Origin of the sequence: Kitasatospora sp. NPDC048722, from assembly GCF_040650235.1 — a bacterium.
GTDB lineage: Bacteria > Actinomycetota > Actinomycetes > Streptomycetales > Streptomycetaceae > Kitasatospora.
The window spans coordinates 1-19754 of sequence record NZ_JBEZGX010000100.1; the positions used below are offsets into that span (position 1 = coordinate 1).

The following is a 19754-nucleotide window of genomic DNA, read 5'->3' on the forward strand; positions in this document are numbered from 1 at the left end:
GGACGCTTCCTTCGAGCCGCCTTCCAGCGGGCCCTCCGGGCGCTTCGTTCTTTCGTGTTTCCAGCTTATCAGACGTTTTCCGCTCCGTTTTCCGGGGCTTCGTCATCCGACGTGCTTCTGTCTTGACCGGAGCTTTACGCCCCGTCCGACGTCCTGAACTGTAGCCGATCCCCGCTCCGTAGAGCGAATCCGACCGAAGTCAGGCCATAGTCCCGATAAACACACATGCCAAATACGCACCGAGCCGCGACAGGGCGCGACCCGGCCCGGACCGGGAAGTGGTGTTTCAGGGGATTGGCCGCCCAGGGACCGTCCGCGCCGATGCGTGTCCGGTGCTCCCTGCCAAGCGGCTGGCCGACACTACTCCTACTTCGCCTCCGGGACAACCGGGGAGCGGCGGTGATCGGGCCACACCTCGATGTGGTCGCTTTCGAGAACGAGCCGCACGCGGTTCACCAGGCCCAGGGACTCGGTGAACTCGCGCGGCAGCTGCAGTCGGCCGACCCGGTCCAGCACCGTGTACTCCTGGGCGGTGGGCGCGCCCTCCGCATCGTCGCCGGCCGCGTGGCGCAGCACCTCGGTGGAGGTCCGTCCGTCGCGGATCCGGACCGTGCGGCGGACCTGGTCGGCGACCAGGGCGTCGTGGGTCACGATCAGCACCGTGGTTCCCAGCTCCGTGTTCGCCGTCCGCAGGGCACCGAAGATCTCCTCCGAGGTCGCGGTGTCCAGTTCCCCGGTGGGTTCGTCGGCGAGCAGCAGCCTCGGCCGGTTGGCGAGCGCGACGGCGATCGCCACGCGCTGCTGTTCGCCGCCGGAGAGGCCGGCCGGGGTTCGGTCGGCGGCGTGGGCGATGCCCATCAGATCGAGCAGTTCCGTCGCCCGGGCGGCACGTCGGCGGCGCGGCTCGCGGGCGTAGGCCATCGGCAACTGCACGTTCTCCCGGGCGGTCAGGTAGGGCAGCAGGTTGCGTGCGGTCTGCTGCTGGATCACGCCGACCGTCCGGCGCCGGTAGGCGGTGCGCTCTCGGCGTTTGAGTGCCCCCAGGTCGGTGCCGTCCACCACGGCGGTGCCGGCGCTGGGGGTGTCCAGTCCGGCCAGGATTCCGAGCAGGGTGGACTTGCCGGAGCCGGAGGCGCCGACCAGGGCGAGCAGTTCCCCTTCCTCCACGGTCAGGTCGAGCCCCTGCAGGGCCTGTACCTCGACGCCGCCGCGTGCGGTCGTGCCGGTGCGGTAGATCCGTACGAGGTTCGCGCACGCGACCATCGGTCGGCCCGTCCCGACCGCAGGTCCTGCCTCCCGTCCTGCCCCGGGTCGTGCGGTGGGTCGGATGTTCACAGTGCTTCCCCCAGTCGCAGCACGGCGCCGGGTCCGCGGCGGCGGCCGATGGCCACCTCCAGCGCGGCGGCCGACAGCATCAGGACGGAGACCGCGACACCGAGCGCTGCCGTGGTCGTCCAGTCGGTGTGTGTGGCGGGCTCGAACGGCCCGCCGGTGAGTGCCGCCAGGTGCAGGCCGGGGCCGAGCGCGCCGGGCAGCAGCAGGCCGAGGACGGTGCCACTGGCCGCCGCGGCGACGAGCAGCGGCACGTGGTGCAGCAGGTGCAGTCCGAGGAGCGACCGGCCGCCTGTCCCCAGGGTGCGCAGGTAGGACATGGTGCGGGCGCGTTCGGAGGCGCTCAGGAGCAGCTCCAGGGCGAACGCGCCGAGTGCGAGCAGCAGGCCGAGCCCGGCAGTGGCCTGGAATGCGAGCCGGACCGAGCGGACCAGCCCGTCCGCGCGCAGCGCGTCGAGCTCCTCGGCCCGGTCGCGCAGTTCGACCCGCTGACCGGGTACGCCGGTCGGGGCGAGCTGCGGGGCGGAGGCGGTCCGAACCGCGGTCCGGTCGATGGGTGGTCCGCCCGCGGCCGGGTAGAGCAGGAGGGCGGACGGGCGACCGGTCCTCGCGGGCAGGAGCCGCTGGGACGGTCCGGTGAACAGCAGCAGCGCCGTCGGCCTCGGTCCGGTGCCGAGCACCGGACCGAGCACCGGGTCGCGCAGCGCGTCGTCGGGCAGGGCGGCGACGACGTGGACCAGGACGCGGTCCATGCCCAGTGCGGAGACCTCGAAGGTGCCGTCGGGGAACCGCGACGCGAGGCCCGGGTCGGCGAGCGCGGTGAGCAACGGCTCGGTTCCGCTCGCGCCGCCCCGCCCGACCGGCGTGTCCGCGTCGTCGGCGGCCAGCAGTGCGCGGGCCAGCGGGGAGGACGGCGCGGCGGTGTCCAGGGCGGTGGCGTCCACGCCGACGAGCCCGGCGGCCGGGATGGTGGTGCCATCGTCCTGGGACGTGAGCTCGCCGGTCGCGCCGGTGACGGTCACCTGGTGGGCGACGCCGGGCACCTGCGACAGGTCCTCGGGCAGCCGGTCACGCGGCCCGACCAGCGCGGTCGGAGCCCCTCCGGTGTACCACTCGGCGGTCTGCGCGCGACCGTCCGCGAGGGTGCGCGAGACCGTGCCGCCGAAGACCCCGTACCCCGTGGCGAGCACCAGCACGAGCAGGGCGAGGGCGGTCGCGCCGCTCTGCGCGCCGGCCCGGGCGAGGGCCACCAGCGGGACGAGGCCGCGCGAACGACGTGCCCAGCGGGTGGCCCGGAGCAGAGCCGGGGGCAGCAGGCGGAGCAGGACCAGTATCAGGGCCAGCGCCAACAGGACGGGTGTCAGCGCGAGTTGCAGGTCGATGCCGGAGCCGGTGAAGGCTCCGCGGGCGCGCAGCGCGGCGAGTCCGCCGCCTGCCGACAGCAGGACCAGGGCCTCCAGGACGAACCGGCGCGAGCGCCGAAGGGGCGCTCGACCCGGCGGGACGAGCGCGGCCGCGGCCGGAGCGCACCAGACCGGCACGGCTGCGGCCAGGACCGGCACCGGGGAGCCGAGGGCGGCCCCCGGCGGCGCGAGCGCGCGGCCGGCCGCCCAACCCGTCGCGAGACCGGCGCCGACCGCCACCGCGCCCTCCGCCAGCAGGCGGCCCGCGATGCCGGCCCGCCCGGCGCCCCGGGACAGCTGGAGCGCGATGGCGCCGCCCCGGCGGCGGGCGCCGAGCCGCGCGGCGGCGAACGCGGTGGCCACCGCCACACCGAGCAGTCCGGCGAGTGCGAAGCCCTGGAGCTGTCCGGTGCGCCCGCGTTGGGCGGCGAACGCCTCCAGTTCCGGGGTGAGCCGGTCGGTGACGACGACCCGGGGCGCCAGCTGACCGGCCACCAGGCAGTTGGTCATGGCGTCGTCCACGCACCGCTGGGCCGCGTCGGCCGCCCGCAGCCCGGCCAGGGCGGAGCGCAGTGCGGCGATCGCGGCCGGGGTGGCGGCGGGCCCGGCGCGGTCGATGGCCACCGGCAGGTCCCAGGTCACCCGGAGCGGCGCGGTGCCCCGGCTCGCGGCCAGCACGATGCCTTCGGCGCTGGTCAGCATCTGGCCGTCCACTTCCTGGCCGGTCTCCGCAGGAACCGTCCAGGGCGCGACCAGCATCGGGAACTGCTGCCAGAGCCGGGTGGCGCCGCGGTCGGTGCGGAAGACGCCGACGAGGACGACGGGGGTGGCCCACTGGAGGTCCGTCAGGCCGAACGTCTGGCCGACCGTCAGGTCGAAGCGTTGCCTCGTCGCCTCGGAGACCGCCACCTCGATCGGGGCCCGGTCCTCGGCCGGGTCGTCCGCGGAGCCCGGCGACGCCTGCCGGGGTGCCCGGCCCTGGACGAACTCGACCGGGCCGTCCGTGGCGTCGGGCTGGGCGTGGACGAGGCCGAAGCGCTGCGGTCCGCCGTGGGGGGCGGGCGCTCCCGGGCCCGCCGCCAAGGCCGACGCGGTGGCCACCCGGCCCTGGGGGCGGCCGAGCGCCGCGGCCAGCGGCGGACCGGCGGTGGCGCGCAGCGCGGCACCGATCCGGTCCAGGTCGTCGTCGAGCGTGCCGTGCGCCCCCGGCCGCGCGCCGGCCGGGATGGGGACGGTGGTGGAACTCGCGGTCACCAGCGCTCCGGAGAGCTGGGCGCGGTCGATCCGGTCCGCGAGCGAACCGGCCGCCAGCCGGTCGAACCGCGGGGGCCAGCTCAGCGGGATCGCCGTGAGCAGCACGGCGAGCAGCGCGAGCACGACCGCCACCGGCCAGGCGGTCCGGGCCTCGCGCCGGATCAGGCGCAGGGTCAGCATGCGGGGCTCCCCTTTCCATGCGTCCGCCCTCGATGCGTCCGCCCTCGGTGCGTCCGCCTTCGGTGCGTCCGCCCTCGGTGCGTCCGTGTGGGCACCGCGTCCGGGATCGTCGGGCCCGGGACCCGGCTCATCCGTCGTCCCCCGCGCGCATGGCCCGGACCAGGTCGACCCGGGCGAGGAGGCGGGTGAGGACGAGGGCCGCGAGTGCGAGCAGCAGGCCGGCCGCCAGGGCCGTCAGTGCGGCGGCGGGGCGGCCAGGGGAGACGGCGAGCGCCGGGAAGAGCGGGCCCGAGGTGTCGTCCAGCACGGTGAACGGCAGCAGCAGGGCCGCCAGCAGCAGGCCGAGCAGGCCGCCGAGCAGCGCCGGCAGCGCGGTGACCGCCAGCTGTTCGGTGCGCAGCAGCGCGGTCAGCTCGCCGCGCCGCACGCCGAGTGCGCGCAGGACGGCGAACTCCCGTTGGCGGGCCCGGACCGCGCTGACCGCGTGCAGGGTCAGGGCGGTTGCCGCGAAGAGCGGGGCGGTGGCCAGGAGCAGGAGCCAGGCGCAGCGCAGTCCGGCCCGGAACGGGTCGTCGGCCAGAGCGGCGGCGACCTGCCGAGCGCTCTGGGCCCGGCCGAGCCCGCCGTAGCCGTCGACGGCGGCGCCGGTGGCGGCCTGGTCGTCGCTGGCGAGCCACCAGCCGACGTCGGTGGGAGGCGGTGCGCCGGTGAGTGCGCGGACGGCGGCGAGTGCCCGCAGGTCGAGCAGGAGGTGGGGCCGGCCGCGGTCGTAGCCGGGCAGCGCGTCGATCACGCCGGTGATCCGGACCTGCTGGGCGCTCTTCGGGCCCTGGTCGCCGTCGAGCCGGATGGTGTCGCCGGGCCTGGCGTTCACCGCGGCGAGCAGGGCGCGGTCGGCGACCGCGGGCAGGGTGGGGAGCGTGGGCGAGCCGGTGCCCGGGCCGGGGAACGCCGCGAAGACGGCGTCCTGGCTGGTCGGGTCCTGCGGGCCGGCCGGGTCGTGGGAGCGCAGCACCGCGTGCAGCAGGTCGGGACCGCCGCTCTCCCAGGTGCAGGCCGTGGCCCGGAGGTCCTCCGGGGCGGTCACGGTCGTGGGGCGGGCGGCCGGGGCCGGCGTCTGGCCGGGGCAGCCGGCCCGGGCCGGGTCGCCGAAGGCGGTGCCGGAGCGGTACCAGCTCTGCCCCGGCGGGAGCGCGAGGTCGGTGCGCCGTCCGCCGGTGACGGCGGTGAGCCGGTCCAGGTGCAGGTCGAGGGTGGAGCGCCCGGGCGGCGGGGCGGGGAAGTGGACGCCGATCCGGCTGAGTGTCAGGGGGCGGGCCCGCCGGCCGGCGCCGGTCAGGTCGACGGTCACCGTGTGCGGACTGCCGTCGGCGGTCAGCGGGGCCGTCAGCTGCTCGGTCAGCCCGTCGGCGTCCCGGGTCCAGAGCAGCAGGCTCGGTCCGGGGCCGGGTAGGGGCTGATCGGCGGACGCCCGGGCGGTCACCTCCAGCGCGGCCGGTTCGCCCGGTAGCGCGAGGCCCTGGTCGGGCGCGGCGGTCAGCGGGGCGAGCAGGTCCCGGACCGGGCGGTCCGCCTGGCCCGGGTCCAGTGCGGGGATCCGGCCGGAGGCCGCGGCTGCGGCCGTGTCGACGGCGACCCCGAACACCACCACGCCGCCGATGGAGACCGGCTGCTCGGCCACCGGGGTGAGCCCGGTGACGCCCGGCAGCGCGGCCAGCTCGGCGTGCCGCTGCGACGTCACGCCGGACACTCCGGTGACCCGCAGGTCGGCGCCGACCGTGAACGCCGACCGGTCGCGGTCGTTGGCCGGCAGCGCGGCCAGCACCCCCGAGGCCAGGCCGGCGCAGGCCACCGCCAGCAGGGTCACCAGGACGGGGACGGCCTGGCGGCCGGCGTCGCGGCTGAGCCGCCAGGCGCCGAGCGGCAGGACGAGGCCGCGGGCCCTGCGAGCCGCCCGCTCCAGCAGCCGCCCGGCCGGCGGCAGTACCCGCAGCAGCAGCACCGCGCCGGCCAGCGTCACGGCCATCGGGGCGAGCACCAGGACCAGGTCGACCGAGGAGTCGAAGCCGGCGTCCGCCCCTTCGAGCACCACGCCCTGGTGCTGCCGCAGTTGGAGGAGGGCGAGCACCGCGACGGCGAGCAGCGCCAGGTCGGCGCCGGCCCGCTGGAGTCCCGGTCGGAGCGCCCGGCGCGCACGCAGTGCCCGCTGTGCGCCCGGGTCCGCCGCCTGCCGGGCGAGCGGCAGCAGAAGGGCGGCGCCGTGCACCGCGAGGGCGAACCCGGCCGTCCACCAGACCGGCCCGCCCTCGTCCGCGGCCAGGGCGGGTGCTCCGGCGCCGCGCAGCACGGCGGCGAGCAGCGGTCGGGCCAGCAGCACGCCGCCGACCGCCGCCGGCACCGCGATCAGGACCCACTCCCCGGCGGCCGGCGCGAGCAGCCGGACCGGACCGGCTCCCCGGGATCGCTGGAGCGCCTGCTCCCCGGCGGCCGCGTCGGCGAGCCGGCGGGCCGTCAGGACCAGGACCATCGACGCGAGGACGGCGAGCAGCGCGAGCGGCACGGCGATCTCGGCCCGGACCCGCAGGGCCGGGACCGCCTGCGCGTCGACGGCGGTGGGCAGTGCGCTCCGCACGGCGGTCTCGGCCAGTGCCGGGAGGCCGCCGCGGTAGACGGAACGGGCGGTGTCGGCGCCGGCGAACGCGGCCACCCGGTCGCGCAGCGCGACGAGCCGGGGCAGGCTCGACCCGCCGGTATCGGGCAGGGCCAGCCAGACGGCCAGCGTGCGGCCGGCGAACGCGGGCAGCGCGGTGAGCTGGGCGCCGTCGGCCACCAGCACCGGGCGGTCGGCGCCGTCGGCACCGCCGAGGCCGGCCCAGACCGCGGCGGCGGCCGGGTCGGGGCGGTAGACGCCGGTGACGGTGAGTGTGAGCGGGCTGCCGGTGGCGGGGTCGCGCACGACCAGTGTGCCGCCGGTGTCCAGGCCGAGCCGGTCGGCGGTCGCGGTGGGCAGGGCGACGCGCAGACCGCCGTCCGCGGCCGACGCGGCGCCGGGTGCGTCAGGCCAGCTGCCGCTGCGCAGTTCGGCGTAGCGGCCGGGGCCAGGCAGGGCCACGGGGAGCGCGGAGAGCACGGTCTCGGTGGGCCGTCGGCGCGCCGCGGGTGGCAGCGGCAGGTCCACGGCGCTGCTGGAGCGGAGCGCGGTCTCGGTGCGGAACGGGGTGTCGGCCATGGTCCGGACGAGTGCGGCGTGCACCGCCCGGTCGGCCGCGGGCAGTCCCTGCGCCGTCCAGCGCGCGGTCACCTCGACCGAGCGTCGGGCGTCGGCGGCGAGCCGCTGGCGCACCCCTTCGGTGGCCGCCGAGCGGGCCAGCCCGGCCACCGCGGCCAGCACCACCGTCGCCAGCAGCACACTCACGGCCACCGCCACCGGCACGAGCCCGTGCCGCCCGATCCGGCGCCCGATCCCCACCATCCACTGCTCCCTTCGGCACCCTCCGCGCAGGGGGGACGGGCGTAGGCCACGAGACGGCCTGCGGTCACAGGATTGAGGTTCTATCACAGCGAAGCCGATGTGGTCTGTACCAATTCGGTCTCGGCGGCCCGACCCTCCGGAGCGCCAACTCGGCTGGCAACAGGCGACGTTCGGAACCGGCCGAGGTTCAACGCACCCGGCCCCGTACGCGGTTCACCGTCCCCCGGGGCCCGAGCCCGCCTTCCACGGCGAAAGCGGGGCGTCCGACGCCCGCGAGAACGACCCGAGAACAATCGGTCAGCTCCCCGCATCGACAGACGTTCCACCCTCAAGTCGCACCAATGCCCCCTTCTCCCCCACCCAAGACCGGGCAAAGCGCGCGTCACTTCACGATCGACGCTGCCGAAGATCCCCCAGGTCAGGGCAGTCGGCGCGGCGGCCACCCCTCCGGTTCTCGTTCGTACTCGATCCTCCGGTTTAATGGCGGCGAGCAGTCCACGAACTCCCCTAAGCTCTCCCCGACCTGCCGGAAAGACCGGAACTCGAGGTCGCGTTCAACGGGGGCATCGTGGGTGTCGTCATAGCCGGAATCCTCGCCGTACTGGCGGTGGCACTGGTGTGGTCGGTGGTCCGGACGTACAACCGGCTGGTCCGGCTTCGGAACCAGACGCAGGCGTCCTGGGCGCAGATCGACGTCCAGTTGAAGCGCCGGCACGAGCTGATACCCAACCTGGTCGAGGGCGCCCGCGGGTACGCGGCGCACGAGCGGGCCACGCTGGAGGCGGTCGTGACCGCCCGCGGGGCCGCGACGGACGCCGGCCTCGGGGTCGCCGGAAAGGCGGCCGCGGAGGACGTGCTGACCGCGTCGCTCGGCAGGCTGATCGCCCTGGGCGAGAACTACCCGCAGCTGAAGGCCGACCGCCACTTCGCCGCGCTGCAGGCCGAGTTGGCCACCGCCGAGGACAAGATCGCCTACGCGCGGCAGTTCTACAACAGCGCCGTCCAGAGCTACCACACCGCGCTGGAGAGCTTCCCGGGCAACTTCGTCTCCGGGATCGGCGGCGCGCACGGACGCCGGGAGTACTTCGAGGCCGGGGCCGCCGCCCAGGAGGCGCCCCGGGTGACCTTCGCATGAGCATGAGCATGAGCCTTGAGGACCAGTTCTACTGGTCCTCCGCCGGCCTGTTCGTGCTCTGGCTCGCCGCCTTCGGGCTCGCCCTCGTGGCCACCCGGAACGGCGCCGTGCACGCGGCCCCCGCCACGCAGGAGTTCGGCCCCGAACCGGAGCGGCCGGCGGTCGTGGCCCTGCTGGCCAGCCGGTGGCGCTCCGTGGACCACGCCGCCGCGGCGACCCTGCTCGACCTCGCGGCGCGCGGCCTGGTAGAGGTGCGCCAGCCGGCGGACGACCCGGCGCGGAGCACGGTGCACGTCACCGGCACGGACCCGGGTGACCTGACGCCGTACGAGCGGCGGGTCCTCGCCCGGATCACCGAGCAGGCGGGCGGGTCCGGCGCCCCGATCGGCGCGATCGCCTTCCGCGCGCAGGAGCGCGCGAGTTCGTGGAACGACGCGCTGCGCAAGGAGATCGTCGCCGAGGCCCGGCTGCGCGGGCTCTCCCGGTCCCGGTTCGCGCCGCTGCTGTCCGGTGCGCTGGCGGTCGCCGCCTTCGGCCCCGGGGTGCTCCTCGGACTGGGCGGACTCACCGGCGGCCACAACATCCGCGCTGCGATCGTGGTCGGGGTCCTCCCGTCCATCCCGCTGATGTACCTGCTGACCAGGGCGCTCGGCGAGCGCGCGACGCGGTTCGGCCTGGAACGGGCGGGACACTGGGCCGGCGTCCAGGCGTGGCTGCGGGCGCACGAGGACTTCGCCCCGCTGCCACCCGCGTCCGTCGCCGTGTGGGACCGCTACCTCGCGTACGGCGCGGCGCTCGGCGTGACCACCCGGAGCACCAGGCTGCTCGGCTTCGACGCGGGCGACAAGCGCCGCGTCTGGTCCTCCTACGGGGGCGCCTGGCGCCCGGTCCGGATCCGCTACCCCCGCCTTCGCCCCGGCTTCGGCGCCACCCCCGCCCAGCTGCTCCAACTGGCGGGCGCCGCAGCCGTGGTGGCCATCGGCCTGGTCCTGTTCGTGGCGCTGCGCCGGCCCGAGTGGGCGGTCACGTCCGGGCCCGACGCGAGCCACTCGCTGCGCCGCGCGGGGCTGCTGCTGACCCTCGGCTGGGTGGGCATCGGGTTGCTCGCGACCGCGGCGGCAGGCCGTTTCGGCCGGTGGACGCTCTTCGTGGCGTTCCTGGCGACGATGCCCGGCAACTACGCCAGCGGCCACGGCTGGCTGACCCACGGCATGGACCGCCCGGGCCCCCTGCCGGGCGAGACCGCCGCGATCGCCTGCTTCGGCGCGGTGGCCGCCTACTACCTGGTCCTCGCCGCCCTGGAACGACGCACCCCGCGCACCGTCACCGGCGAGGTGCTGCGCCTGGAGCCGCGCAAGCGCGAGAGGGCGCCGCGGTTCCTCGCGGTGGACACGGGCGACACGGACCACACCCTCGCCTGGGCCCTGCCGGCCGGGGCACCGGAGCTCACGCCCGGAAGCGTGGTCCACCTGTCGGTGTCACCGGCCACCCGGGCGGTCAGGTCGGCCGAGTCCGCGGCCGTCTGACGACGCGCCGACGGGGGCGTCGACAGCTGTCGACGCCCCCGTCCCGCGCAGGCTTCTTCGTCCCGCACCACCTGCGGCGCTCGACCGGGAACGGCCGGGCCGGGCCCCTTATCCCCTCGGGCCCGCCGCCGCGTACAGCGTCGTGCCGAGCGTCAGCAGTGCCAGCGCTGTCCCGTTGGACACCGGTGTGGCCGGGGAGAACGTCATCCAGTGGAGCACCTCTCCCGCCGTGCCGCCCGGTGGCGGGGCGAGGAGGGTGAAGGCCAGCCAGCCGGTCGGGAGGGTCCAGGCGAAGTGGGCTCCGCACAGGACCGCGCCCAGGGCCGCCAGGCCGGTCAGGCCCGCTGCGACTCGGATGACCACCTCGGTGGGGGCCAATTGTGCTCCCGCCGCCTGGACGGCCAGCAGGGCCGCGCCGACGAGTGCGCCGATGAGCAGGACGTGTGCCGCCCGGCGGGGTGCCCAGCGGATCGCGGCCGTCCGTTCCAGGGTCACGTCCCGGCCGCCGAGTCCGACGGAGGCGGCGGCCGCGTTCGCGGTGAGGACGAGGATCGCGATGCCCGTGTCCGCGCGGTCCGGGCCGTCGAAGGCCCAGGCCGCCGCCGTGACGAGGGCGATCGCGGCGGCCGAGGCGGGCACCTGGCGCGAACGGGCGTACAGGGTCAGCCACCTCATCGTGCTGCCTCCCCCACCAGCACGGGAAGGTGGTAGTACCCCGTACACGAGAGGGTGGCGGCGCGCAGTTCGGCGATCCGCGTGTGCTGCTCGGCCGGTGACAGCGCGGTCAGCTTCTGCCAGGCGTCGTCGGCCTCGGCCCAGTTCTTGAGCGAGTACGCGTCGCTGCCCTTCTCCTCCAGCGGCCGGAGCTGCGGGTCGTGGAGGGCCCAGCTCACGGCGACGCTCTGGGTGGTGACCTCGGGATGTCCCCCGCCCTCCCGGTCGTTGCTCCCGTAGCAGTTGGGTGCCAGGCCCTTGGCGATCAGCACGCGGGTCAGCTGCTCACCCGTCGCGTCGCGCAGCAGCCGTTCGTCGAAGTCCACCAGCACCACGTCGGCGGAGAGTTCGCGTTCGCCGCCGAGCGCGTACAGCATGGTGTCCTCCCGCACCGAGCTCGGCGCCGTGTCACCGAGGACGTCGTGCAGCACCCGCAGCGCCTCCTTGCCGCGCACGGCGAGCTCGGGCAGGCGGGAGCGGTTCGCCTGCGTCACGCACACCGGCCCGTCGCAGACGGGGGCGGCGGCCGCCCGGTCGACGACGTAGGTGTCGCGAGCCTCGGCCGGGAGGACGGCCAGGGCGAGCGCCGCACCGGTCAGAACGGGTACCACCGCGAGCAGTCGGCCCCGGCGGGTCGCCGCGGCCAGCAGGCCGAAGCCGGTGCCCAGCAGGCCGAGCAGCCAGAGCGTCTGGCCGAGGTGCACGGAGCCCGACAGGGTCAGCAGCATCTGCCGCGGCTCCACCGTCACCGGGGAGAACAGGGCGAGCCGGTTCAGCGAGATGCTCGACGGCAACGCCCCGTCGCCGTTCTGCCGCAGGAGGAGACCCGACAGCGTCAGGAAGCCCACCACCAGAGCGGGCGGGGTGAGCACGGATGGCAGCGCCCGGGCGACGCCCATGCCGAACACCGCGCCCGCGACGAGGGCCAGCACCGCCACGAGAGAGATCGGCAGCCAGCCGAAGGGCGTGTACGTGGTCCGGCCGAGGGCCACCTGCACCCCGCCCACGACGAGCAGGAGGCCGAAGCCGAAGACCAGCCCCAGCGCCATCGCGCCCGCCGGCAGCGCCGCGCGGCGCCAGGCCGGGCTCGGCGTGGCGCTCAGCAGTTCGCCCATCCGGGAGCGGGAGTCGCGCAGCCCGTACGCCGCCCCCAGGCCGACCACGAGCGGCCACCAGAACCCCAGCAGGTAGCGGGTCCACATGGCCATGGTCGTCCACTGGGCCGTCCACCCCGCGTTGCCCCGCCACCAGATGCCGTCGATCAGAAAGAAGACCGCCAGGCTGCCCACCAGTACGACACCGCCGGCCCACGGCGCGACCGAGCGCTTCAGCTCGGTCCGCAGCACCCGCCCGTTCACCAGGTACCCCCGGGCTGCTCGGAGCCGCTCAGCAGCGCGGAGTATCCGCGCTCCAGCGGACTGTCGCCCGGGTACTCGGGGCCGCCGGCCGCGGCCAGGGCCTCCGGCGTGCCCTGGAACACGAGGCGGCCGTCGGCGAACAGCACCACGTCGGAGCAGGCCGCCGCGACGTCCTCGACCAGGTGGGTCGAGACGATCACGCAGGCCTCGCGGCCCAGTTCCTGCAGCAGTTCGCGCAGCCGCAGCCGCTGCGCGGGGTCCAGGCCGACCGTCGGCTCGTCCAGCAGCAGCACCGCCGGGTCGTTGACGATGGCCTGGGCGATGCCCGCCCGCCGCACCATGCCTCCGGACAGCGTCTTCATCCGGTGGTCGGCGCGGTCCGCCAGTCCGACCCGCTCCACGGCCCGTTGGACGGCGCCGGGGATGTCCGCCTTCGGCACCTCCTTCAGCCAGGCCATGTACTCGACGAACTCGCGCACCGTGAAGCGCTTGTAGTAGCCGAACTCCTGGGGCAGGTAGCCGATCCGGCGACGCAGGGCGCGATGGTCGCCCAGCGCGCCCACGGGGGTTCCGAGCAGCTCCAGCGACCCGGCGGCGGGGCGGAGCACGGTGGCCAGGGCACGGATCAAGGTGGTCTTCCCGGCGCCGTTGGGCCCCAGGAGGCCGTGGGTGCCGGTGCCCAGGGCGAGGTCCAGCCCGTCGACGGCGAGCTTCCGCCGTCCGGCGCGCACGCTGAGGCCGGTGGCCCGGACCTCCCAGGCGTAGGTCTTCGGCGCGGTGTCGACCGCGCTCGTCACAGGTGTCATGGATGGTCCCTTTCGGGGGGCATCAGTAGGGGTTCGAGGGTCAACGAGGGCTTCAGAGAGCCGAGTAGACGTTCCGGCGGGCGATCACGGCGCCGGCACCGAGCGCGAGGACCAGTCCCCAGAGGGGCAGGAGGCTCGTCTCCAGGACGACGGGAACGCGCTGGGTGAACCAGGCGGGTGCCACGACCGCGACACCCCATACGGCGGCCAGTCCGGCGGCGGCACGGGTCACCCCGACGACGGTGCCCAGTGCCAGGGCGGCGGAGGTGAAGGCCAGGGAAGGCAGCAGCCACTGCGCGGCCGTCATCGCCCCGGTCAGCCAGCCCTCCACGAGCAGCCCGGGCAGCACGACGCCGAGCACCGCTGCGGTGCGGCGGAGGAGCAGGGGCAGTCCGGCCCGGGCGGTCGACGCCGTCAGTTCGTGTGCCGGGTCCAGGCCGCGCGACCAGGCCGCGGCCACACCGCACAGGGGCAGCACGGGCGCGACCAGCAGCACCGGGGACGGACTGCCGAGGGTCGCCGACGGCGCGGCCCCGTCCAGCAGCAGGGCGACCAGTGTGACGGCGGCGGTCATGGCCAACCAGGGAGCCATGACGGGCGTCAGCCAGGCCGTCACCCAACGGGGCCGGCGTCGGCGGGCGGGCGCCCGGACGGCTGCGGCCAACTGCGGTTCCAGACCGGCCCGGACGGAGTCGACGAGCGCGGCGATGCCGGGCGCCTCGGTGGGGACCGCGGCCGCCAGGCGGCCGCGGCACGGCGCACACGTCTCCAGATGGGACTCCAGCGCCCACACCGTGTCGGCGGGCAGCTCCACGTCACCGCGCGCGTAGTCGGCGATCAGCTTCGCCGACGCGTGATCCGCGTTGGTGCCGGCGTTCGTGCCGGCGTTCGTGCCGGCGCTCCTGTTGGCGTTCCTGTCGGCGCTCATGCCAGTTCCTCCCGCATCGCGATCCGGGCCCGGCGGGCACGCGTCTTGACGGTCCCTTCGGGCAGCCTGAGCAGAACGGCCGTCTCCCGGACGGACAGCCCGTCCAGCACCATGGCCTGCAGAACCTGCCGCAGTTCCGGCGCCAGCCGCCGCAGCGCATCGCCGACGTCGCCACCGACGGTCCCGGCGAGCACCTCCTCCTCCGCCGCGGGCACCACCGCCGACTCGGCAGCGGCGACCGGCGGTTCGGCGTGGTGGGCCCGACGCCGGAACGCGTCGACCAGCCGGCGCGCCGCGATCGTCCACAGCCACCCGACGGCCGTCCCGCCCACCGCGCTCCCGGCGAACGCGCCGGCCGCGCGCCACACCGCCAGGAACGTCTCCTGCATCACCTCGGCGACGATCTGCTCGTCCGAACAGCGACGGCGCAACCGCACCGCCAGCCACGGCGACGTACGGCGGTACAACTCCTCGAACGCACCGCGGTCACCCCTGGCCACCAGCCGGAGGAGTCGCTCCTCGTCCAGCTCGTCCAGTGCTCTCCTGCGTGATCTCACACCAGCCAGACGCCCGATGCGGCGCACAGGTTCTTCGTTCGCCGTGACCCGCGTCACAGTCCGGGCCGTGCAGGCCCGAGTCCGGACCGCCACGAGCAGGGGCACGGCCGGCGCCGGACCGAGCGTGGCCGTCCGACGACGCTCCGCCGACATCCGCGGCTCCGGAGCGTGAGCCCCGTTACGTCACTCCGGGTACCTACGACGTCCGGCCGTAGACGCGGCCCCCTGTACGGCGTGTGAACGGGCCTCTCGCAGGACGTCCTACTGCCGGGTGTCGTACACGGGGACCTTTCTCCCCACTCGGGCACCACTAAGAATGGGCGGGTCCGGCCGCGCCCCTCCCCCCGCACGACCGGGCGCGCTCCACGACGTGGCTCCTCGGCGGGTCCGGCCAATCCGGTACCCGCTGTCGGCCCGTCCCCGCCGGTTGCCCGAACCGGAAGAAGGATTCCAGATGTCCGCACCCGCTCCCCTCGCAGGTACCGCGGCCGGTGCCGCGCCGACCGCCGTGGCCGGCCACGTCATCGCCTTCCTGGACTACTTCGCCGGGGTCTTCACCCTGCTCTCGCTGACCGCGGCGGTCGTGTGCGGGCTCGCCGCCACCGACCGCCTGGTCCTGACGCCGCGCTCGCGGGTCGCCGTCCAGTCGGTGCACCGGGCGACCGCCGTCGCGGCGCTCGGGTTCCTGGCCGTCCACATCACGGTCAAGGTCGCCGAGCACCACGCCGCCCCGTCGAGCGCGGTCCTCCCCTTCACCGGCACGACCGCCGTCACGGTGGGACTCGGGACCGTCGCCGCCGACCTGCTCGTCCTGATCGCGGCGACGGGCGCGTTCCGCGGGCGCTTCGCGGGAAGCCGACACGCCTGGCTCTGGCGCGTGATGCACGCGAGTGCCTACGCCTGCTGGCCGATCGCGCTGGTCCACGGTCTGACCGCCGGACGCGCGGCGCACGCCTGGGTCCTCTGGGGCTACGGCCTGTGCGCGGCCCTGGTCGCCCTCGCCCTGCTGGTGCGGACGCTCTCCTGGCTGGGCCACCGCGGGACCGTCACCCGGCACCGACGCCGCTCGAAGGCCCACCGGGCCGACGCGCCGCAACCGGCCGGGCCGACCGTCTCCCCCGCGCCCGCGGCACGGCGCGGTGATCGCCGTCCGACCGGCCGGCACACCCCGCCCCCGGCGACGGCGGGCGCGACGGCCCGCATCGGCACGGCGCCGCCCCGACGGCGGCACACCGCGGCGGCCGCACCCCCGCACCTGGGGCTGGTCCGACCCGGCGGTGACCTGTGAGCGCCCCGGCCGACCCGCCCCAGGTGCGCCGGCTGGGGCCGGCCCGGCTCACCGCCGGGCTGGACCACTTCCAGCGCCTCGACCTCCACTCCCACCTTCGGGTCCACCCCCCGCTCCCCCACCCCGCCCGGGACGACCTGCTGGACCTGGCCGAGCGCGTCGACCTGCGCGGCCGCGGCGGTGCGGGATTCCCCTTCGCCCGCAAGGCCCGGGCCGCGGTCGCCACCGCCGAACGGACCGGGACACGTCCGGTCATCGTGGTGAACGGCTCCGAGGGCGAACCCCCGAGCGCCAAGGACAGGATGCTGCTCGCCCGCGCCCCGCACCTCGTGCTCGACGGCGCCTGCCTCGCCGCCTCCGCCTTCGGGGCCGAGGAGATCGTCATCGGCGTCGCCGCCGGCAGCCCCGGCGAGGTCTCGGTCCCCGCCGCCCTCGACGAGCGCGACCTGCCCTGCCCGGCCCGGACCGTGTGCCTGCCCGAACGCTTCGTCTCCGGCGAGTCCAGCGCACTCGTCCGCGGGGTCAACGGGCTTCCGGTACACCCCGCCGCGGTGCAGGCGCGCGCCACCGAGGGCGGGACGGGAGGCGTCCGGCGCCGCCCGACGCTGCTCTCCAACGCCGAGACCTGGGCCCAGCTCGCCGTGGCCGCCCGGCTCGGCCCCGGAGCGTACGCCTCCGTCGGCACCACCGCCGAACCGGGCACGGTCCTGCTGACGGTCAACCGCCCCTGGCTGGGCCCGCTGGTGGTCGAGGCCCCCTTCGGCACGGAGCTGGGAGACGTACTGGACGCCGGCGGGCTGCGGCCGGGCGACGGCGTGCTGGTGGGCGGCTACCACGGCGCCTGGCTGGACCCGGCGGTCGCCGTCGGAGCCCCGCTCTCGCGCACAGGTCTCGCCGAGCTCGGCGGCACCCTCGGTGCGGGCGCGATCGCCGCGCTCCCCGCCGAAACGTGCGCCCTCGGCGAGATCACCCGCGTCGCGGCGTGGCTCGCGAGCGAGTCGGCCGGACAGTGCGGGCCGTGCAGGCGCGGACTCCCCGACGCCGCCGAAGCCCTTGCCGCGTTGACCGCGGGCACCGGCGGGCCGGCCGGCCTGGAGGACGTCCGGCGCGCCCTCGGCGGCGCGCAGGGCGGTGGCGCCTGCTCGCACCCCGACGGCACGGCCCGCTTCGTGCTGAGCGCTCTCGACGTGTTCGCCCGCGACGTCGAGGCCCACGTCGCCGGCCCCGGATGCGGGAGGCCGGTCCTCGGCGTGCTGCCGCTGCCCCGCGACGAGGGCGCGCACCTGGAGGTGGACTGGTCCCGCTGCGCCGGGCACGGGCTGTGCGGCGTACTGGCTCCCGGTCTCATCCGGCTCGGCCCGCACGGCTACCCCACGTCCACCACCGTTCCCGTCGCCCCCTGGCAGGAACACGGCGCCCGCCGGGCCGTGAACCAGTGCCCGGCACTCGCCCTGCACATGCGCCGCCCCCGGTGAACGACCTCCGGGGGAACCGGTCGGCGCGGACCCGGCCGTGACCGCCTAGCCTGGTCGGATGAAGGACACCGGAACGATCGACGGGGTCGAGGTCCTGCCCTTCGCCGACGAGCAGGCGTTCGAGAACTGGTTGGACGCCCACCACACCCGGCACGAGGGCGTCTGGCTGAAGCTGGCCAAGAAGACCACCGGGATCCCGTCCTTGACCAGCGACCAGGCGGTCGACGTGGGCCTCTGCTACGGCTGGGTGTCCGGGCAGCGACGGGCACTCGACGAGCGTTACTACCTGCAGAAATACGTCCCCCGGCGGCCGGGCAGCCTCTGGTCGCAGGTCAACGTCGAGAAGGTCGCGGTCCTCACCTCCGAGGGTCGCATGCGTGAACCGGGCCTCGCCGAGGTCCGCCGCGCCAGGGCCGACGGGCGGTGGGCACGTGCCTACCGGTCCCAGCGCACGGCCGTCGTCCCCGAGGACCTCGCCGCCGCGCTCGCGGCCGACCCCTGCGCCGACCGCGCCTTCCGGGCCCTCGACCGTACCGGCCGCTACCTCACCGTCCTGCCCCTGCTCCAGGCACCCACGCCCCGGTCCCGGCAGGCCCGCTTGGAGCGCACCGTACTCCGCCTGTCCGCCGACGGCGCCGAAGGGGAGGACGCGATCGGCGGCACGGTCACGTAGCTCCGGTACGCCCCCCACCATGACGGCCCGGTACGACGCCCGGGTACGACGCCCCGGACTACCGAACCCACGAGCCGCCGCGTCACCCGAGCGATTCCGCGCGCCTCTTGATGCCGAGAAGCATCTTGCGCTCCATCACCAGACTGCCGGGCTCCATGACGTAGCGGTAGAAGGCCCGGGCCCCCCAGGAGGACGGCGGCACGATGCGGTTGCGGCTGACGAGCCTGGTCACGGCGCCCTGCGGGCGGAGGGCGAACGCCCAGACCCAGGCTCCGTCCTCGGAACACAGCACCAGTGCGCGCTCGGCATCGAGGATGCCGACCCTCATCCGGGGGCCGCTCGCCCCCATCGGCAGGACGTCGCCCTCCCGCAGGTCCTGGAACTGCGGCAGGACGGCATCGGCGCTGTGCATGTCCAGCCCGAAGAGGTTCTCGATCCAGTCGTACGTGTAGGCGCCTCCGCGGCCCGGACCCATCTGCACCAGCCAGGGCCAGATCTTCCCGGGCGGGGCGGCCACCGTGACCGCTCGGGTCGAGACGAGCGGGGCACGGGGCAGGAACAGGTCTCCTGCCACCTCACCGCCGGCCTCCTCGGCGGTGGCCCCCCAGTTCAGGCAAGCCCCGCGCCACGACAGCTCGTAGCCCGCCAGGCCTCCGAGCACCGCGCCCAGGCCCAGCGCCACCACGGTTCTCGTCCTCATCCCGCGCCTCCTCACGGACCGGCGCCGAGCGACGCCCATCGAGGCCGAACGACGCCTCCGAGCGACGCCCGTAGACGGCGCTCGGGCCGCGCAGCAACGGCCGGTACGGCTTCTCCGCCGTGCGACCGTACCGCACGCCGGACCGCGTGGAGTGCTTCGCGCCGACCCGGACGGCGGGGCCGTACGCGCCTGTGCCCGGGCCGGAGTCCGGGCCCGGCCTAGGATCCGGATCCGGATTCGGCTTCGATCTCGGCCACAGCGATGGCGAAGCCGAGTGCCTCGGTGATGTGCCCGGCCGCCGACATGACGCGGGCGGTACCGACGATGGGTGCGACCGCCACCAGGACGTCCTGCAACTGCTCGGCCGTCATGCCCGCCTCGACTGCCGGGCCGATGTGGGCGAGGTAGGAGATCGCCGGTGCGTCCATGGCCGCAAGGGCCGCGATCCGCGTGAGGATGAGCGTGGGTTCATCCAGACCGCACCGCTCCAGGGAGTCGACGGTCATGGCGGCAAGGGTGTCGAGTACCGGAGTCTCGGACTGTGTGGACATGTCAGGCTGCCTTTCCGAACGCAGTGGAATCGTCGCCGGCAACCCACCGAGCAGCTGGAATCCGCACAGCAAGTCGCCTGCCATCCGACCCTAGAAGCCTCCTCCGCATCACGCACGGCGGGCGGGTGGTGCGTGCGCCGACGACACGCCGATCGTCGTGGTCCCGATCCAGCCCTCGCCGCCCCGGCGCCCACCGGCGGTGCCGGGCGCGATGGGTCGTCCCATCGGACGACCCGGAGCCGTGCACCACCCGAACGCGTGGTCGGCGTCGGCGCCCGCCGGCGAACCCACGCGGCCTCGCCGCAATGCCCGGAAACGCGAAGAACCCCCATCCGGAAACCGGATGGGGGTTCATTCAGAAGAATTGTTCGGCGGCGTCCTACTCTCCCACAGGGTCCCCCC

Annotated in this window: 15 protein-coding genes; 5 read left to right on the top strand and 10 right to left on the bottom strand. The window is 75.5% G+C overall.

Features of this window, described 5'->3' with window-relative positions; genetic code table 11:
• Positions 1–366 precede the first annotated feature (366 nt).
• The 3 genes from AB0C76_RS39505 to AB0C76_RS39515 form a co-directional block, all read right to left on the bottom strand.
• Positions 367–1263 (bottom strand): ABC transporter ATP-binding protein, encoded by an 897-nt coding sequence (locus tag AB0C76_RS39505; protein WP_359975050.1) that lies wholly within the window; start codon positions 1261–1263, stop codon positions 367–369.
• Positions 1264–1331: 68 nt separating this feature from the next.
• Positions 1332–4169: a hypothetical protein gene (locus AB0C76_RS39510; RefSeq protein ID WP_359975052.1), complete on the bottom strand. Its 2838-nt coding sequence runs from the start codon at positions 4167–4169 to the stop codon at positions 1332–1334.
• Positions 4170–4296: 127 nt separating this feature from the next.
• Positions 4297–7641 (bottom strand): FtsX-like permease family protein, encoded by a 3345-nt coding sequence (locus AB0C76_RS39515; protein ID WP_359975054.1) that lies wholly within the window; start codon positions 7639–7641, stop codon positions 4297–4299.
• Between the two features lie 568 nt (positions 7642–8209).
• Between AB0C76_RS39515 and AB0C76_RS39520 the strand changes: the two genes are divergently transcribed.
• Both AB0C76_RS39520 and AB0C76_RS39525 read left to right on the top strand, forming a co-directional pair.
• On the top strand, positions 8210–8776 hold the full coding sequence (locus AB0C76_RS39520) for a LemA family protein (RefSeq protein WP_359975056.1): 567 nt from the start codon (positions 8210–8212) through the stop codon (positions 8774–8776).
• Positions 8773–10302 (top strand): hypothetical protein, encoded by a 1530-nt coding sequence (locus tag AB0C76_RS39525; RefSeq protein WP_359975058.1) that lies wholly within the window; start codon positions 8773–8775, stop codon positions 10300–10302. Before AB0C76_RS39520 ends, AB0C76_RS39525 begins: the two co-directional genes overlap by 4 nt.
• Positions 10303–10410: 108 nt before the next feature.
• Here AB0C76_RS39525 and AB0C76_RS39530 read toward each other — a convergent pair whose 3' ends face one another.
• From AB0C76_RS39530 to AB0C76_RS39550, 5 genes are all read right to left on the bottom strand, one after another.
• Positions 10411–10977, bottom strand: coding sequence for a hypothetical protein (locus AB0C76_RS39530; RefSeq protein ID WP_359975060.1), 567 nt, complete (start codon positions 10975–10977; stop codon positions 10411–10413).
• Positions 10974–12374: a hypothetical protein gene (locus tag AB0C76_RS39535; protein WP_359975061.1), complete on the bottom strand. Its 1401-nt coding sequence runs from the start codon at positions 12372–12374 to the stop codon at positions 10974–10976. The genes AB0C76_RS39530 and AB0C76_RS39535 overlap by 4 nt, the downstream gene beginning before the upstream one ends.
• Positions 12371–13180 (bottom strand): ATP-binding cassette domain-containing protein, encoded by an 810-nt coding sequence (locus AB0C76_RS39540; protein WP_359975063.1) that lies wholly within the window; start codon positions 13178–13180, stop codon positions 12371–12373. Before AB0C76_RS39540 ends, AB0C76_RS39535 begins: the two co-directional genes overlap by 4 nt.
• 52 nt (positions 13181–13232) lie before the next feature.
• Positions 13233–14021, bottom strand: coding sequence for a zf-HC2 domain-containing protein (locus tag AB0C76_RS39545; RefSeq protein ID WP_359975074.1), 789 nt, complete (start codon positions 14019–14021; stop codon positions 13233–13235).
• 83 nt (positions 14022–14104) lie between these two features.
• Complete coding sequence (locus tag AB0C76_RS39550) at positions 14105–14665, bottom strand: RNA polymerase sigma factor (RefSeq protein ID WP_359975065.1); 561 nt, start codon at positions 14663–14665, stop codon at positions 14105–14107.
• A gap of 454 nt (positions 14666–15119) precedes the next feature.
• On the opposite strand from AB0C76_RS39550, the gene AB0C76_RS39555 reads away from it, so the two are divergent.
• Genes AB0C76_RS39555 through AB0C76_RS39565 form a run of 3 tightly spaced genes read left to right on the top strand, consistent with a single transcriptional unit; the run spans position 15120 to position 18101 of the window.
• Positions 15120–15953 carry a hypothetical protein gene (locus tag AB0C76_RS39555; protein WP_359975067.1) on the top strand — a complete coding sequence of 278 codons (834 nt, stop codon included), beginning with the start codon at positions 15120–15122 and terminating at the stop codon, positions 15951–15953.
• A complete protein-coding gene (locus tag AB0C76_RS39560; RefSeq protein ID WP_359975069.1) occupies positions 15950–17428 on the top strand; it encodes an NADH-ubiquinone oxidoreductase-F iron-sulfur binding region domain-containing protein in 1479 nt (492 codons plus the stop codon). Before AB0C76_RS39555 ends, AB0C76_RS39560 begins: the two co-directional genes overlap by 4 nt.
• 58 nt (positions 17429–17486) lie before the next feature.
• Positions 17487–18101: a YdeI/OmpD-associated family protein gene (locus tag AB0C76_RS39565; RefSeq protein WP_359975070.1), complete on the top strand. Its 615-nt coding sequence runs from the start codon at positions 17487–17489 to the stop codon at positions 18099–18101.
• A gap of 82 nt (positions 18102–18183) precedes the next feature.
• On the opposite strand, the gene AB0C76_RS39570 is transcribed toward AB0C76_RS39565, so the two are convergent.
• Both AB0C76_RS39570 and AB0C76_RS39575 read right to left on the bottom strand, forming a co-directional pair.
• Positions 18184–18801 carry a hypothetical protein gene (locus tag AB0C76_RS39570; RefSeq protein WP_359975072.1) on the bottom strand — a complete coding sequence of 206 codons (618 nt, stop codon included), beginning with the start codon at positions 18799–18801 and terminating at the stop codon, positions 18184–18186.
• 218 nt (positions 18802–19019) lie between these two features.
• Positions 19020–19352, bottom strand: coding sequence for a carboxymuconolactone decarboxylase family protein (locus tag AB0C76_RS39575; RefSeq protein WP_359975075.1), 333 nt, complete (start codon positions 19350–19352; stop codon positions 19020–19022).
• Positions 19353–19754 lie beyond the last annotated feature (402 nt).

Coding starts and splice junctions, on each gene's coding strand:
- AB0C76_RS39570 (WP_359975072.1), bottom strand. CDS start 18,801: ATGAGGACGAGAACCGTGGTGGCGCTGGGCCTGGGCGCGGTGCTCGGA.
- AB0C76_RS39530 (WP_359975060.1), bottom strand. CDS start 10,977: ATGAGGTGGCTGACCCTGTACGCCCGTTCGCGCCAGGTGCCCGCCTCG.
- AB0C76_RS39525 (WP_359975058.1), top strand. CDS start 8,773: ATGAGCATGAGCATGAGCCTTGAGGACCAGTTCTACTGGTCCTCCGCC.
- AB0C76_RS39515 (WP_359975054.1), bottom strand. CDS start 7,641: ATGGTGGGGATCGGGCGCCGGATCGGGCGGCACGGGCTCGTGCCGGTG.
- AB0C76_RS39510 (WP_359975052.1), bottom strand. CDS start 4,169: ATGCTGACCCTGCGCCTGATCCGGCGCGAGGCCCGGACCGCCTGGCCG.
- AB0C76_RS39555 (WP_359975067.1), top strand. CDS start 15,120: ATGTCCGCACCCGCTCCCCTCGCAGGTACCGCGGCCGGTGCCGCGCCG.
- AB0C76_RS39540 (WP_359975063.1), bottom strand. CDS start 13,180: ATGACACCTGTGACGAGCGCGGTCGACACCGCGCCGAAGACCTACGCC.
- AB0C76_RS39565 (WP_359975070.1), top strand. CDS start 17,487: ATGAAGGACACCGGAACGATCGACGGGGTCGAGGTCCTGCCCTTCGCC.
- AB0C76_RS39575 (WP_359975075.1), bottom strand. CDS start 19,352: ATGTCCACACAGTCCGAGACTCCGGTACTCGACACCCTTGCCGCCATG.
- AB0C76_RS39505 (WP_359975050.1), bottom strand. CDS start 1,263: ATGGTCGCGTGCGCGAACCTCGTACGGATCTACCGCACCGGCACGACC.